At 70.6% G+C, this 14,253-nt stretch carries 13 protein-coding genes and 1 pseudogene; 8 read left to right on the top strand and 6 right to left on the bottom strand.

The window, feature by feature from the left end; translation table 11 throughout:
• Nucleotides 1-16 precede the first annotated feature (16 nt).
• Both FG385_RS14840 and FG385_RS14835 read right to left on the bottom strand, forming a co-directional pair.
• The gene (locus FG385_RS14840; protein ID WP_139097306.1) at nt 17-2,020 is read right to left on the bottom strand and encodes a neutral/alkaline ceramidase; all 2,004 of its coding nucleotides are present in this window, start codon (nt 2,018-2,020) and stop codon (nt 17-19) included.
• A 61-nt stretch (nt 2,021-2,081) separates the two neighbouring features.
• Nucleotides 2,082-3,107 carry an LLM class F420-dependent oxidoreductase gene (locus tag FG385_RS14835; protein WP_139097305.1) on the bottom strand — a complete coding sequence of 342 codons (1,026 nt, stop codon included), beginning with the start codon at nt 3,105-3,107 and terminating at the stop codon, nt 2,082-2,084.
• A 74-nt stretch (nt 3,108-3,181) separates the two neighbouring features.
• Between FG385_RS14835 and FG385_RS14830 the strand changes: the two genes are divergently transcribed.
• On the top strand, nt 3,182-3,766 hold the full coding sequence (locus FG385_RS14830) for a TetR/AcrR family transcriptional regulator (protein WP_139097304.1): 585 nt from the start codon (nt 3,182-3,184) through the stop codon (nt 3,764-3,766).
• A 35-nt stretch (nt 3,767-3,801) separates the two neighbouring features.
• On the opposite strand, the gene dmpG is transcribed toward FG385_RS14830, so the two are convergent.
• Both dmpG and FG385_RS14820 read right to left on the bottom strand, forming a co-directional pair.
• A complete protein-coding gene (gene dmpG, locus FG385_RS14825; RefSeq protein WP_139097303.1) occupies nt 3,802-4,842 on the bottom strand; it encodes a 4-hydroxy-2-oxovalerate aldolase in 1,041 nt (346 codons plus the stop codon).
• On the bottom strand, nt 4,839-5,738 hold the full coding sequence (locus tag FG385_RS14820; protein WP_139097302.1) for an acetaldehyde dehydrogenase (acetylating): 900 nt from the start codon (nt 5,736-5,738) through the stop codon (nt 4,839-4,841). The genes dmpG and FG385_RS14820 overlap by 4 nt, the downstream gene beginning before the upstream one ends.
• Nucleotides 5,739-5,777: 39 nt before the next feature.
• Between FG385_RS14820 and FG385_RS14815 the strand changes: the two genes are divergently transcribed.
• Together FG385_RS14815 and FG385_RS14810 are read left to right on the top strand one after the other, a co-directional pair.
• Nucleotides 5,778-6,527: an IclR family transcriptional regulator gene (locus FG385_RS14815; protein WP_139097301.1), complete on the top strand. Its 750-nt coding sequence runs from the start codon at nt 5,778-5,780 to the stop codon at nt 6,525-6,527.
• An 83-nt stretch (nt 6,528-6,610) separates the two neighbouring features.
• Entirely contained in the window at nt 6,611-7,117 is a 507-nt protein-coding gene (locus FG385_RS14810) for a hypothetical protein (RefSeq protein WP_139097300.1), read from the top strand.
• A 21-nt stretch (nt 7,118-7,138) separates the two neighbouring features.
• Here the strand turns inward: FG385_RS14810 and folP are convergent, their stop codons facing one another.
• A complete protein-coding gene (gene folP / locus FG385_RS14805) occupies nt 7,139-7,951 on the bottom strand; it encodes a dihydropteroate synthase (protein WP_139097427.1) in 813 nt (270 codons plus the stop codon).
• A 149-nt stretch (nt 7,952-8,100) separates the two neighbouring features.
• Between folP and FG385_RS14800 the strand changes: the two genes are divergently transcribed.
• Entirely contained in the window at nt 8,101-8,739 is a 639-nt protein-coding gene (locus FG385_RS14800) for a TetR/AcrR family transcriptional regulator (RefSeq protein ID WP_139097299.1), read from the top strand.
• A 129-nt stretch (nt 8,740-8,868) separates the two neighbouring features.
• On the opposite strand, the gene rpsA is transcribed toward FG385_RS14800, so the two are convergent.
• On the bottom strand, nt 8,869-10,368 hold the full coding sequence (gene rpsA, locus FG385_RS14795) for a 30S ribosomal protein S1 (RefSeq protein WP_139097298.1): 1,500 nt from the start codon (nt 10,366-10,368) through the stop codon (nt 8,869-8,871).
• Between the two features lie 271 nt (nt 10,369-10,639).
• Here rpsA and FG385_RS14790 point away from each other — a divergent pair, with 271 nt between their 5' ends.
• The 4 genes and pseudogenes from FG385_RS14790 (at nt 10,640) to FG385_RS14775 (ending at nt 14,230) form a co-directional block, all read left to right on the top strand.
• Nucleotides 10,640-11,482 carry a class I SAM-dependent methyltransferase gene (locus FG385_RS14790; protein WP_407645495.1) on the top strand — a complete coding sequence of 281 codons (843 nt, stop codon included), beginning with the start codon at nt 10,640-10,642 and terminating at the stop codon, nt 11,480-11,482.
• Nucleotides 11,479-12,399 carry a GNAT family N-acetyltransferase gene (locus FG385_RS14785; protein ID WP_235022579.1) on the top strand — a complete coding sequence of 307 codons (921 nt, stop codon included), beginning with the start codon at nt 11,479-11,481 and terminating at the stop codon, nt 12,397-12,399. Before FG385_RS14790 ends, FG385_RS14785 begins: the two co-directional genes overlap by 4 nt.
• Before the next feature lie 452 nt (nt 12,400-12,851).
• A pseudogene (locus FG385_RS14780) lies at nt 12,852-13,655 on the top strand (YhgE/Pip family protein); the annotation flags it as partial.
• Complete coding sequence (locus tag FG385_RS14775) at nt 13,652-14,230, top strand: TetR/AcrR family transcriptional regulator (protein ID WP_139097296.1); 579 nt, start codon at nt 13,652-13,654, stop codon at nt 14,228-14,230. The pseudogene FG385_RS14780 and the gene FG385_RS14775, both read left to right, overlap by 4 nt.
• Nucleotides 14,231-14,253: the final 23 nt, after the last annotated feature.

Genomic DNA, 14,253 nt, shown 5'->3' with positions numbered 1-14,253 from the left:
GTGACCGGGGCCACCTTCAGGACACGGCGAACGCGCGGGAGGTCCCGCTGAACGCCGTGATCGCGCCGCCGAGGCTCTTCCAGTCGCCGTGATGAACGACCCGGTACCGGCCGACCGGCGTGTCCGGCGGGATGTCCCAGGTGATGGTGGCTATGGAAGACGCAGTTTCGGCGCCGGACAGCAGAGTGCGGGTCCAGTGGTACTTGGTGGACCAGTCCCCGTCGTCGGCGTGGCGGGTCCACGCGCCGTTGACGAGCCGCTGGATCTCCAGGAAGGTGCCGCCGCGGTGCAGGTCGTTCTTCGGATGCCCGGTCACGAACTCGACGAGCACCTGCTCGCCACGCCGGTAACCGCTCTTGGCCTCGGTCAGCACGTCGCCGAACTTCTTCAGCAACGGCGCGGTATCGAGGACGACACCGGGCTGGAAGTTCAGCTGATCATCGGACAGGTCTCGCGGCACGGGCCCGTGCGCGACGGGCGCACCCGTTCGCATGGCCGCCGCGAGCTTCGCGAACTCCTGCTGGTAGGCGGGCAGCGTGTAACGGCCGAACAGCGTCGAGGCGCCCTCGTACTGCTGCGAGTCGTACTCCTCGGGCGTTGTCACGTACTGGCTGTAAGCGTTCGCGTAGCCCTGCACCAGCACGTTTTCCAGCGGCACGCCGAGTTCCGCCGCGACCGTGCGCCGGATGCGCAGGCCCGCCACGATCGTGTACTCGGCGGGCCCGGCGGCCAGGTACAACTGCCCGAGCCGGACGATCTGCAGCGGCAGCACCTCCGGCGCCCACGGGTACGGTTTCATCGCACCGAACGGCACCGCGACGGCCTTCGGCGCCTGCGCGCCGGCGAGTTCGCGCGGGATCGGGGCATCGACCCCGCCGAGCGCGTCGATGAACGGGTTGCTCACGCCTTCGGGCAGCGGCAGACCCGGCCCGTCCTCGGTGCTGCCGGCGAGCATGGACACGCCGATCGCGGCCGGCGCCGTCGTGTGCTCGCGCCCGTCCGGCGTGTAGCGGCCGTCGACGGTCACCTTCGACATGTCGACGTAGCAGAACCGGGTGTCGAGTGACTGCTCGATCGGCTCGGTGGCGTTGTCGTACGCGCGCTTGGCCGCGTCGAACTGGCGCTGCCCGATGATCCGGGTGTTCTCGAATTCGTCCTCGGTCGGCCCGGAACCGGGTTTGAGGTTGAGGTTGGGCGACATGTCGCCGGAGTTGGTCTGCGGGAAGCAGGCCACGAAACCCGGGCCGCCACCGTGCTCCCACGCGTAGGCGGCGTAACCCTTGTTGTCGCCGCTGATCAGATGGTTGCCGTTGGTCATGGACGTGCCGTGGGTGGCGAACCACGCGATCGCGCCGACGTCCCGGCCGCCCTGGCGGAACCGCAGCACGGTCACGGCGGGGTCGATCGCGAGCGGGAAATGGTCCTTGTCGGGCTGGGGGTTGAGCTCGAACGCGACGCGCGACCGGTTCACGCTCGCATCGGTCAGTTCGGCGCGGCCGAGACTGATCGTGCCGGGCGCGAGGTTCTCGTGCGCGCGCTGGATCGCCTCGACGATGCCGTCCACATTGGCGTCGTAGGTCTGCTGCTGGAAACCGAGGATCGACAGGTTGTAGGCGGCATACCAGGAAGATCCGCCGCAACCCGCATGCGTGTGCGTCGCGTTGAGGAGCACGTTGCGCTCGGTGTACAGATCGCCGTACGAGGCGGCCAGCTTGGCGAGCACACCCTGGTGCACGGACTGGAAGAGCGCCCCGAGATCCGCGTTCACGTAACAGATCCGCGTCCCGCCGGCGACGACGACGTACGCGCGGGCGCGGGTGCGCAGGTGAATGCCGGCGGTCTGCTGCTGCGGCATCGAGTAGCCCATCATGCCGCATTCGGCGGCGGGCCCGGTCACGTCGGAGAGCCCGGCGCCGACCAGATACCCACCGGGCGCGGCGGTCGCCTGCCGTCCGGGCAGTCCCGCCGCGAGCGGCGCGGCCGCCACCCCGGCCAGCACGCTTCTCCTGGTCACCGCCATGCCATCACCCCCAACATGAACGTCATTCACATTGAGACGTGAGGTTACCCGCTGGTATCCGTCAGGACAAGACGGGCGCGACCTGCCGCAGGGTGTCGGCGTTCCCGCGCAGCAGGAGCGTGGTGACCACGGTCCCCTCCCAGCGCGCCAGTTCGTCGCGGATCTTCCCGGGCGGCCCGATCAGCGCGGTGTCCTCGACGAGCGAGGTCGGGATGGCCGCGGCGGCCTCCTGCTTGCGGCCGGACAGGTACAGCTCCTGAACCTTGTCCGCGACATCGCCGTAGCCAAGACGCGCGTACACGTCGTGGTGGAAGTTGACCTCTTTCGCCCCCATCCCTCCGATGTAGAGCGCGAGCGACGGCTTGATGAAGCTCGCGGCCGTCTCGACGTCCTCGTGGACGATCACCGGAACCGACGCGGCCACCTCGAAATCCTCAGCCGTCCTTCGCGCGCCCGCACGCGCGAAGCCCTCCTCGAGCGCGGCGCGGTAGAAGGCGTCGCTCTTGGGCGAGAAGAACAGCGGCAGCCAGCCGTCGCAGATCTCCGCCGCGAGCGAGACGTTCTTCGGCCCTTCGGCGGCGAGGTAGATCGGGATCTCCTCGCGCAATGGGTGCACCGTGGACTTCAACGGCTTGCCGAGGCCGGTCCCGCCGTCGAGCGGAAGCGGGTAGAACGGCCCGTCGCTGGTCACGGGTTCGGAGCGGGCCACCACTTTCCGCACGATGTCGACGTACTGGCGGGTGCGCGCCAGCGGCTTCGGGTACGGCTGGCCGTACCAGCCCTCCACGACCTGCGGCCCGGAGACGCCGAGCCCGAGCACGAACCGCCCGCCGGAGAGGTGGTCGAGCGTCAGCGCGCTCATCCCGACGGCGGTGGGTGTGCGCGCGGACATCTGGACGATGTTGGTGCCCAGCTTCACCCGGCTCGTCGAGGCACCCCACCAGGCGAGCGGCGTCAGCGCGTCGGAGCCGTAGCCCTCGGCGGTCCATACCGAGTCGAAGCCGAGATCCTCCGCGGCCAGGATCGCTTCGAGCGCGCCCTCGGGCGGCCCGGACTGCCAGTATCCGAGGTGGTAGCCCAGCTTCACTTCGCCTCCAGCGATGGGTACATGCGTGCCGAGCACGCTACGATTGACAACACCCGTAGTCAATTGGGGGCGCGATGACCCGCACCTGGGCAGGCACCACGCTGGACGACCGCAAGGCGGCGCGCCGCGCGCTGCTGCTCGCCGCCGGTCTCGACCTGCTGGGCACGGGCGGCGGCGCCACGGTCAGCGTCCGAGCGGTGTGCCGTCGCGCGAAGCTGACCGAGCGGTACTTCTACGAGAGCTTCCGTGATCGCGAGCAACTCGTCGTCGCCGTCTACGAGCAGGTCGCCGAACAGTTGCGGCAGGCCCTGATCGACGCGGTGCCCGACACGCGTGCCGATCCCGAGGTGCGCGCGAAGGCGGCCGTGACCGCGTTCGTCGCATTGATGGTCGACGACCCGCGGAAGGGGCGGGTCCTGCTGCTCGCCCCGGTCACCGAGCCGGCGCTGTCCGCACGCGGTGTGGCGCTGCTGCCCGCCTTCACCGCGCTGATCCGCGAACAACTGCCGGACCGGATGGCCCCCGACGAGCGCGAGATGACCGCGCTCGGCCTCGTCGGCGCCCTCGCGAACCTGTTCACCGCCTACCTCGCCGGCACCCTCGCCGTCTCGCGGCCCCGCCTGATCAGCCACTGCGTCCATCTCCTGGCCCACCCCTAACGCCGAGCTCTACGTTCGATGGGTGAGTTCGACGTTCAGGCGGGCTGCCCGCCGCGCTCGGCGACGATCCGCAGCGCGATGTCGATGATCATGTCCTCCTGCCCGCCGACGTACTTGTTCGCGCCCACGCGGTAGAGGATCTCGTGCGCCGGCACCCCGTACCGCTCCGCCGCACGCTCGGCGTGCAGCAGGAAGCTCGAGTACACCCCGGCGAAGCCCTGCACGATCGAGGACCGGTCCATCACCGGCAGCCGCGTGATGTACGGCTTGACGACGTTCTCCGCGGCATCCATCAGAACGTCCTTGTCCACACCCGTCTTGACCCCGAGCCGCTCGAACACGGCGGCCAGTACCTCGGTCGGCGAGTTGCCCGCGCCCGCGCCGAGCGCGACCACGGAACCGTCGATCTGCCGCGCGCCCGCCCGGTAGGCCAGCACCGAGTTGGCGACGCCGAAGCTCAGGTTCTGGTGCCCGTGGTAGCCGACCTGCGCCTGGTCGCCGAACTCGGCGACGAGCGCCGCGACGCGTGCCGAGGCGTCCTCCAGGATCAGCGCGCCCGCGGAGTCCACAATGTACACACACTGGCAGCCGGCGTCGACCATGATCCGGCCCTGCTTCGCCAGCGCGTCCGGAGTGGACATATGCGACAGCATGAGGAACCCGACCGTTTCCAGCCCGAGCTTGCGCGCCTCGGTGAAATGCTGGATCGACACGTCCGCCTCGGTGCAGTGCGTCGCGATCCGCACCGCGCCCGCGCCGAGGTCGGCCGCGGCCTTCAGATCGGTGACCGTGCCAAGGCCCGGCAGCAGCAGCACCGCGATCTTCGCCTGCTTGGCCTCGTCGACGGCCGCCGCGATCAGCTTCCGCTCGTCGACGAGCGAGAACCCGTAGTTGAACGTCGAGCCGCCGAGCCCGTCGCCGTGGGTCACCTCGATCAGCGAGATCCCGGCGGTGTCCAGCGCCCGCACGGTGTCACGCACGTTCTCCTCGGTGAACTGGTGTGCCATCGCGTGGCTGCCGTCGCGCAAGCTCGTGTCGACGATCCGGACCTCGCGCTCGGCTCCATCCCAGGTCATGCCGCCACCGCCTGCCGCTGTGCCAGCAGTTCGCCGACGCGGGCGGCGGCCGCCGTCATGATGTCCAGGTTCCCGGCGTAGGGCGGCAGGTAGTCGCCGTTGCCCGCCACTTCGAGGAACACCGCGACCCGGGCCTGCCCGTTCCAGTCGGGACGCGGCTCGTCGTACTGCGGCGCGGCCTTGAGCACGTAACCCGGCACGTACTGCTGCACCGTCTTGACCATGCGCTCGATCGACTCGGTGATCGCGTCCCGGTCGGCGCCGGGGTCGATCGCGCAGAACACGGTGTCCCGCATGATCATCGGCGGCTCGACCGGGTTGATGATGATGATCGCCTTGCCACGCGCGGCGCCGCCGACGGACTCGATCGCGTGCGCGGTGGTCTCGGTGAACTCGTCGATGTTCGCGCGCGTACCGGGACCGGCCGAGCGCGAGGACACCGAGGCGACGATCTCGGCGTAGGGCACCGGCGTCACCCGCGAGACCGCGTGCACGATGGGGATGGTGGCCTGCCCGCCGCAGGTGATCATGTTCAGGTTGGGCGCGTCGAGCTGTTCTGGCTGCGCGACCGCCGGGCAGGTGAACGGCCCGACCGCCGCCGGCGTCAGGTCGACCGCCTGGATGCCGGCCTCGGCGTAGCGCGGCGCGTTGGCCAGGTGCGCCTTCGCCGAGGTGGCTTCGAAGACCAGATCGGGCTTCTCCGCCTGGGCGAGCAGCCAGCCGACCCCTTCGGCGGAGGTCTGCAGGCCGAGCTGCGCCGCGCGCGCGAGCCCGTCGGAGGCCGGATCCACGCCGACCATGTAGCGCACGTCCACGAACTCGCTGCGGCGGAGCTTGGCGAGCAGATCGGTACCGATGTTGCCCGGACCGACGATCGCCGCGATGGCTTTCCTCATGCCCTTACCGTCCGCCGCCGGATAGGGCACACTCAACTCATGTGTGCCGCTGAGCGGGACGCGGCGGGACTGACCGCCGCCCGCCTGACCGCGTTGCTGAGCGCGTTCCGCCCCGGCGACGAGTTCCTCGGCGTCTCGGAACTCGCCCGCCGTACCGGAATGCCGAAGTCCTCGGCGCACCGGCTGACCGGCCATCTCGTGCACGAGGGGCTGCTCGAAAGGGAGGCCGGCACGGTCCGGCTGGGCATCCGGCTGTTCGAGATCGGGCAGCTCGCCGCGGCCAGGCGCGGGCTCGTCGACGCCGCCCGCCCGTACCTCGCCGACCTGCGCGAAGCCACCCGCAACACGGTTCACCTGGCGGTACTCGAAGGCACCGAGGTCGTCTATCTCGATATCGTGCGCGGGCCGGACGCGCCCGAACTGCCGTCGCGCATCGGTGGGCGATTTCCCGCCCACGCCACCGCCGTTGGAAAAGCGATACTCGCGCACTCTCCCGGTCCGGTGCTCCAGGCGGTAATCTCTGCGGGCCTGCCCCGCATCGGCCCGCGGACGCTCACCGCGCCGGGTCTGCTGCGCAGGCAACTGTCCAAGGTGTGCGAGGAGGGCATCGCGTACGAAAGGGAAGAATCGGGCACCGGCGTCATCTGCGTCGCGAGCCCAATGCTCGACCGGTCGGGGCGCGCGCGAGCGGCCGTCTCGATCTCCGGCTGGAGCAACCGGGTCCGTGCCGGACGGGTGGCTCCCGCTGTCCGGACCACTGCCCTTACGCTGTCCCGCACGCTCCCTTAACAGCCAGTGCACGCATCGTCGGCCACCATACGTCGCGATACGGACACTGATCAGGTTCGCGCCAGGCGAAACGGAGGACGCTCGTGATCGGCCAGACCACCCAGGTCGACGACCTGCGGCTTGTCGCGCTGCCCAGTGCCGTCAACTGCGCCGAGATGTTCGTGCGCTTCGCGCTCGCCGAATGGCGGCTGCGCGAGCTCATCGGCGAGGCCACGCGGATCGCCCGCCACCTGGTGTCCTCGTCGGTCAACGCCACGAAGAGCGCGGTGCCGAGGTTTCTCACCGTGCGGCTGCGCCTGCACGGCGACGCGCTGGTGATCGAACTCGACGACGACCTGACCGGCGAGCCGCCCGAACTGGCCGGCGCACAGATCAACGCGGTGACCCTGCCCGGTTCACGGCGCAACGTCTGGTCCGAACTGCCGCTGCCGACGGGGATGTCCGCCGCGGCGGTGCCGCTGCCGCAGCGCGCCCCCAACCGCGCGCCGGCCCCGGCCATCGAGCACACCGCCGAGCAGCCGCGGGTGGACGCCGACTCCCAGATCCTCCAGCGCGTCCTCTACGGTCTCAATCGCGGCAACCACGGCTGAGCACTGTCCGGTTAGGACACCTCAGGCCAGCCCGCGAACGGCACGGGCCGGCGGGCGGTCGCCGTCGATCGCGGCCACCATCTCCAGCACGCGCCGCGTCTGGCGCACCTCGTGCACACGGAACACCCGCGCCCCGTCACGGGCGGCCAGCGCCGTCGCGGCCAGGGTCCCGTCGAGCCGCTCGTGCAGCGGGACGCCGAGTGCCTCACCGACGAAGTCCTTATTGGACAGTGCCATCAGGACGGGCCATCCGGTGCCGGCGAGGGTGGCCGCGTGCCGCAGCAGGGCCAGGCTGTGCCAGGTGTTCTTGCCGAAGTCGTGCGTCGGGTCGATGAGTACGCCCGCCCGGGGCACGCCGAGCGCGACGACCTCCTCCGCGCGGCGCGTGGTCTCTTCGACGACATCGCGCACGACGTCGTCGTAGCGCACCCGGAACGGGCGCGTGCGCGGCACCGCTCCCCCGGTGTGCGAGCACACGTAGCCCGCGCCGAACTCCGCGGCGACCTCGGCGAGCCGCGGATCCGCACCGGCCCAGGTGTCGTTGAGCAGGTCGGCACCCGCCTCGCACGCGAGCCTGCCCACCTCGTGGCGCCAGGTGTCCACACTGATCACGAGATCCGGGTGGCGTCGCCGGATCTCCGCCACGAACGGCACCACGCGCCGGATCTCCTCGGCCACACCCACCTCGCTGCCAGGGCCGGCCTTCACCCCGCCGACGTCGACGATGTCCGCGCCTTCGGACACGACCCGGTCCACAGTGGCGATGGCCTCGTCGTCGGCGAACGTGGCGCCGTGGTCGTAGAAGGAATCGGGCGTGCGGTTCACGATCGCCATGACCAGGGCACGGTCACGGTGCAGCGGGCGGCCGCGGAACTCGAGTTCGACGAGGGACACGGTTCCATCATGCCTGGGCCCGCCCAGGACGCGAGAACGGCCGTTATAGCCTACGTTGCAGGGGACAGACCCGAAGGGGGTGCGCGCGGATGGCCACTCGCCACAGCGACGCGGGTCCAGCCGAGACCCACAGCAGGGAACGCTTCCTGCAGGCCGCGCTGAATGTCCTCGTCGAGCAGGGCGTCGCGGGGCTGACCGTACGAGGGCTCGCCGGGGCCGCCGGCAGCACGACCATCGGGGTCTACACCCGCTTCGGCGGCCGGACGGGCGTGCTGGACGCGTTGTACGAGCGCACCTTCGAACTCCTGCACGAGCAGATCGGGCGGCTCGGCCCCGGCTCCGGTCACGCGCTGCCGGATGTGCTGGCGTTCGGGCGGGCGTACCGGGAGTTCGCATTGGAGAGTCCGGCGCGGTACGCGTTCATGTTCGAGCGGGCGGTGCCGGGCTACGTCCCGGACCCGGATCTGCGGATGCTCGCGCAACGCGACACCTATGACGAGCTGGTGGCACGGGCGCGCCCCGCGGCGCGGTCGGCCGAAGCGGCGGAGCGTGCGGGCTATCTCGTCTGGACGACGATGCACGGCCTGGTGAGCCTCGAGCTGACGCATCGGGCGCGGACGTCCCCGCCGGGCTGGTTCCTCGGCCAGAGCGACGATTCCTACGCCCGGATCTTCCGGGAAGGCCTCACGGCCATCGTCGCGGGCCTCGACACGCGCCCCACCCGCTGACCCGTCCCGCGCGCCACCCGGACCGCCCGGACACCGAACTCGGCGGTTTGAGGGTAGATCTCGGCGGAGCTGGGAAACCCCCGGCTCCCGTTGGGAGCCGGGGGTTTCCGGTCAGCTGGCTAGGGCTGCTTACGCACCACCGGAGAGCTTCTCGCGCAGAGCGGCGAGCTGCTCGTCGGAGGCGAGGGTGCCGCCGCTGGGCTTGGCGCCCGGGTCGGCCTGCGCGGAGCTGTAGCTCTGCTCGCCACCCTCGACGCCGGTCGCGGCGTCGGCGGCAGCGGCCGCGTCCGCCTCGGCGGCCTTGGCGACCTGGCGCATGTGCGCCTCGTAGCGGGCCTGCGCCTCGGCGTACTGGCGCTCCCACTCCTCACGCTGCTTCTCGAACCCGTCCTGCCACTCGTTGGTGTCCGGGTCGAAGCCTTCGGGGTAGATGTAGTTGCCCTGGTCGTCGTACTCGGCGGCCATGCCGTACTGGGTCGGGTCGAACTCGGTCTCCGACGTGACGCCCTCGTTCGCCTGCTTCAGCGACAGCGAGATGCGGCGCCGCTCGAGGTCAATGTCGATGACCTTGACCATGACGTCGCCGCCGACCTGCACGACCTGCTCCGGGATCTCCACGTGGCGCTCGGCCAGCTCGGAGATGTGCACCAGGCCCTCGATGCCCTCCTCGACCCGGACGAACGCGCCGAACGGGACGAGCTTGGTGACCTTGCCCGGCACGATCTGGCCGATCGCGTGGGTGCGGGCGAACTGGCGCCACGGGTCTTCCTGGGTGGCCTTCAGCGACAGGGACACGCGCTCGCGGTCCATGTCCACGTCGAGCACCTCGACGGTGACCTCCTGGCCGACCTCGACGACCTCGCTCGGGTGGTCGATGTGCTTCCAGGACAGCTCCGAGACGTGCACCAGGCCGTCGACGCCGCCGAGGTCCACGAACGCGCCGAAGTTGACGATCGAGGAGACGACACCCTTGCGGACCTGGCCCTTGGCGAGCGCGTTGAGGAACTCGCTGCGCACCTCGGACTGGGTCTGCTCCAGGTACGCCCGGCGCGAGAGCACCACGTTGTTGCGGTTCTTGTCCAGCTCGATGATCTTGGCCTCGAGCTCGCGGCCGACATACGGCTGCAGATCGCGCACGCGGCGCATCTCCACCAGGGAGGCGGGCAGGAAGCCACGGAGACCGATGTCGAGGATCAGGCCACCCTTGACGACCTCGATGACGGTGCCCTTGACGGGCTCGTCCTTCTCCTTGAGCTCCTCGATCGTGCCCCACGCGCGCTCGTACTGGGCGCGCTTCTTGGACAGGATCAGGCGGCCTTCCTTGTCCTCCTTCTGGAGAACGAGAGCCTCGACCTCGTCACCGACGCTGACCACCTCGCCGGGATCGACATCGTGTTTGATCGACAGCTCGCGCGAGGGGATGACGCCCTCGGTCTTGTACCCGATGTCGAGCAGCACCTCGTCGCGATCGACCTTGACGATGGTGCCCTCAACGATATCGCCGTCGTTGAAGTACTTGATCGTCTTGTCGATCGCCGCGAGGAAGTCTTCCTCCGACCCGATGTCGTTGACCGCGACCTGCTGGGTCTGCGGGCCGGTCGTCGGGACGGTGGTGGTGTCGGTGGTCATTAGGTGGGTTGCTCCGGTAACGGCTTGGGAATAGTGGGTGTGCAGTTTGCTGGCGCGGCGAGCGGCACGACGGCAGACCGGCTGGCAAACGTCCATACGAACGGCCGCGAGCAGTTCCGCCGACGACGCGCGACCCGGACCCCGGCTCGAGCTGTGCCGGGAGGAAGGTAGCGCGAACCCACTGCGCTGGAGATATCGTACGCGGCGGGCAGTAAGCGGCACAAACAGGGGCTCCCGTGCCCGCCCGGGTATCGGCGGCGAGAATGCGATCGTGACCGCACAGGACTCCCACGACTCGGCGGAACGCCGGCTGGGCACAGTCGGCATCGCCCACCGGCAGGTGGGCCGGCGGGAAGCCGTCGCGGCCAATCTGGCCTGGTGGGACGCCGATGCCGACGACTACCAGGCCACTCACGGCGAGTTCCTCGGGGACGCCGACTTCGTCTGGTGCCCGGAAGGAGTCCGCGAAGCCGACGCCGCCCTCCTGGGCGACGTCCGTGACAAAGATGTTGTGGAGATCGGCTGCGGCCAGGCCGCGTGCGCGCGCTGGCTCGCCAAGGCGGGCGCGCACCCGGTGGCCCTGGACCTGTCCGGCGGAATGCTTCGTCATGCAAAGCAAGCCAACGCACGGACGGGAATCGATATTCCTTTGATACAGGCGAGCGCCGAGGAGCTGCCGCTGGCGGCCGCGAGCATGGACCTCGCCTGCTCCGCGTTCGGCGCCCTGCCGTTCGTCTCCTCGCCGGAAACCGTGTTCGCCGGACTGCACCGGGTGCTGCGGCCGGGCGGGCGCTGGGTGTTTGCGGTGACCCACCCGATGCGCTGGATCTTCCCCGACGATCCGGGCCCGAACGGGCTGACCGCGACCCAGCCGTACTTCGACCGCACGCCCTACGTGGAGATCGACGAGGAAGGTCGCGCGACCTACGTCGAGTACCACCGGACGCTGGGCGACTGGGTGCGGGCGCTGACCGCGGGCGGGTTCGTGCTGGAGGACCTCATCGAGCCCGAGTGGCCGGAGGGGCATCTGCGCGAATGGGGCCAGTGGAGCCCCCTGCGGGGAAAGCTCTTCCCGGGCACGGCGATCTTCCGCACGCGGCGGGCCGACCGGTGATCGGCCAGCGGCTGCGCACGGCCCAGCGCGACCGGTTCGCCGCCGCGGACCCGCTCGTGCCCACGCCGCCCCCGCCGCCGGACGGCGAGGTGGTGACCGCGGCGACCGCGTCCGGCGAGCAGGTCGCGGGCGTCCTGCAGACCAAGACCCACGCGCCCGGCACGCTCGACCTGCTGTGGTCGGCGCAGCGGGTGTGGCAGCTGTTCCCGTACCCGGGCGAAACCGGCACCGAGGGGATGGACGCGCTGCTGCGCGCGTGGCGGCGGCGGATGGACGCCGAGTCGCCCGGCCCGGACTCGGCCTGCACCGTGACCTGGCCGAGCCGCGACGCGCCCGCGATCCACGCGTTCCTGCGGCACGGCATGGTCCCCGTCTCCGTGCTCGCGCTCCGCACCGGTCCGCCACCGGCCGAGATCCCGCCCGAGGAGGTCACCGTGCGGCTCGCCCGGCCCGAGGACTTCGAAGAGGTACTCGCGCTGACCAAGGCGACCTTCGACTACACCGCGCTGGTCACCTCGCACCACCGGCCCGACGCGGCCGAGCTGATGGCCCCGCAGTTGCGGCGCAATCTCGCCGCCGGCGCCCCGATCTGGCTCGCCGAGACGGGCGGGGTCGCGACGGCCGTCGCGGACTGCGGCTGGGTCGACTCCGCCCCCGGCACCTGGGCGGCCGAACTGCTGCCGAAGGGGCACTGGGGCTACGTGAACAACGTGGCGACCCGGCCGGGCTCGCGCGGCAACGGGATCGGCCGCGCGCTGATGTCCACGGTGCACCGCGACTTCGCCCGTCGCGGCGCCACGGGCACCTACCTCTACTACAACCCGACCAACCCGCTGTCTTCGGTGTTCTGGCCCCGCCAGGGCTATCGTCCACTGTGGACCTTCTGGGAGGTCCGGCCCGCGTCGGCGTTGCGCTGACCACATCCGGGGCGCCCCGGGTTGCGGGCCACTGCCACACGCCGTAATTTGAACTGACCAGTCAGTTCAAATAGGGGGCACTTGTGCGGGTGGAGGTAGACCAGGTGACCGTCGCGGGGCCGCACGGGCCCGTGCTGGCGCCGACTTCGCTGACCGTCGGCGATGGTGAGCTGGGGATCGTCCACGGCGAGCCGGGGCCCGGCGTGACCGCGCTCGCGCTCGTGCTGACCGGGCGCATGAAGCCGGCCACCGGCGTGGTCGCGGTGAACGGCAAGGCCGACGACGCCGCGCTCCGCAGGCTGACCGCGGTCGTCGACGCGCCCGGGGTCAGCGAGCCCGACGAAGCGCTGCCGGTGCGTGTGGTCGTCGGGGAGGAACTGGCGCTGGGCGGGCGAGCGGCCGGAAAGCAGGACGTCGCCCGCTGGCTGGCCGGGCACGACGCCGCGGGGCTGGCGGCACGGCTCGCCAACGGTGAGAAGTCCGCGCTGGAGGGCACCGACCAGCTCTCGGCAGGTGCGAACCAGCTGCGGGACGGGTTGAACGAAGGCCTCAAGCAGATCCCGAACCCCGGCGACCCGGCGCGCACCGCGACGGCGGACACGATCGCCGACCCGGTGGCCGTCGACTCGGCCGGCATCGCCTCGGCCGGCACCTACGGCGCCGGGCTCGCGCCGTTCTTCATCTCGCTGGCCACCTGGATCGGTGCGTTCGTGCTGTTCCTGTTGCTGCGCCCGCTCTCGGCCCGCGCGCTCGCCGCCGGGGTCGCGCCGCTGCGGGTCGCGGTCGGCGGCTGGCTCGCCGCGGCGGTGCTGGGCATCGCGCAGGTGCTGGTGCTGTTCGGCGCGGTGACCTGGCTCGTCGGCATCCACGTCGCGCATCCGCTCGGCGCCATCGGGTTCGCGATCCTCGCGTCAGGTGCGTTCACCGCGATCGTGCACGCGCTCAACGCCATGTTCGGCGCGGTCGGCAAGTTCCTGGGCTTGGTGCTGCTGGTGCTCCAGCTGGTCAGCGCGGGCGGTACCTTCCCCTGGCAGACCCTGCCGGACGCGCTGTACCCGCTGCACCTGGTCCTGCCCATGGGGTACGTCGTCGACGGCCTGCGGCACCTGCTCTACACGGGCGCGTCGCTGCAGAGCCTGCTCGACGTCGGGGTGCTGTGCGGCTGGCTGGCCGCGGCGATCGTGGTGTCCGTGCTCGCCGCGCGCAAGCAACGCGTGTGGACCGTGTCGAAGCTACAACCGGAGCTGAGCCTGTGACCTCCCGAGCCGACCGCACGAAGCAACGGCTGTTCGAAGCAACGCTGAAGCTGGCGTCGAGCCGTGGGCTGGTGGGGCTCACGGTCGACGAGATCGCCGCCGAAGCCGGGGTCGCGAAAGGCACGGTGTACTACAACTTCGGCAGTAAGGACGGGCTCATCGAGGCGCTGCTGCGGTACGGCGTCGGGCAGCTCGCCGGCCGGTTGCGGGCGCACACCGGCAAGCCGGACCCCGTCGCCGGGCTCGAGTCCCTTGTCGACGAAGGGCTCGCGTTCGTCGCCGAGTACCGGGGTTTCTCGCAGATCCTGGTCAGCGAGATGTGGCGGACGCCGGGTCAGTGGCACGAGACCCTGACGCCGCTGCGGGAAGAGATCGTCTCGATCGTGAAGGACCAGTTGCAGCGGGTCTCGGACGCGGGACGGCTACCCGAGGGCGTGCTGATCCCGACTGCCGCGGCGGGGCTGTTCGGCACCCTGCTGGTGGTGGCGCTGGACTGGCAGGTGTTCCAGCCGCAGCGCGCACGAGCCGAGGTGCGTGACGGGGTTCTCCTTCTCTTGCGCGGGTTCACCCGCTGACTGACCGAGCGATTCGCCGGTGG

This window comes from Amycolatopsis alkalitolerans (genome assembly GCF_006152065.1).
In the GTDB taxonomy this organism is placed as follows: domain Bacteria; phylum Actinomycetota; class Actinomycetes; order Mycobacteriales; family Pseudonocardiaceae; genus Amycolatopsis_E; species Amycolatopsis_E alkalitolerans.
This window is presented reverse-complemented; position numbering and strand designations above follow the sequence as displayed.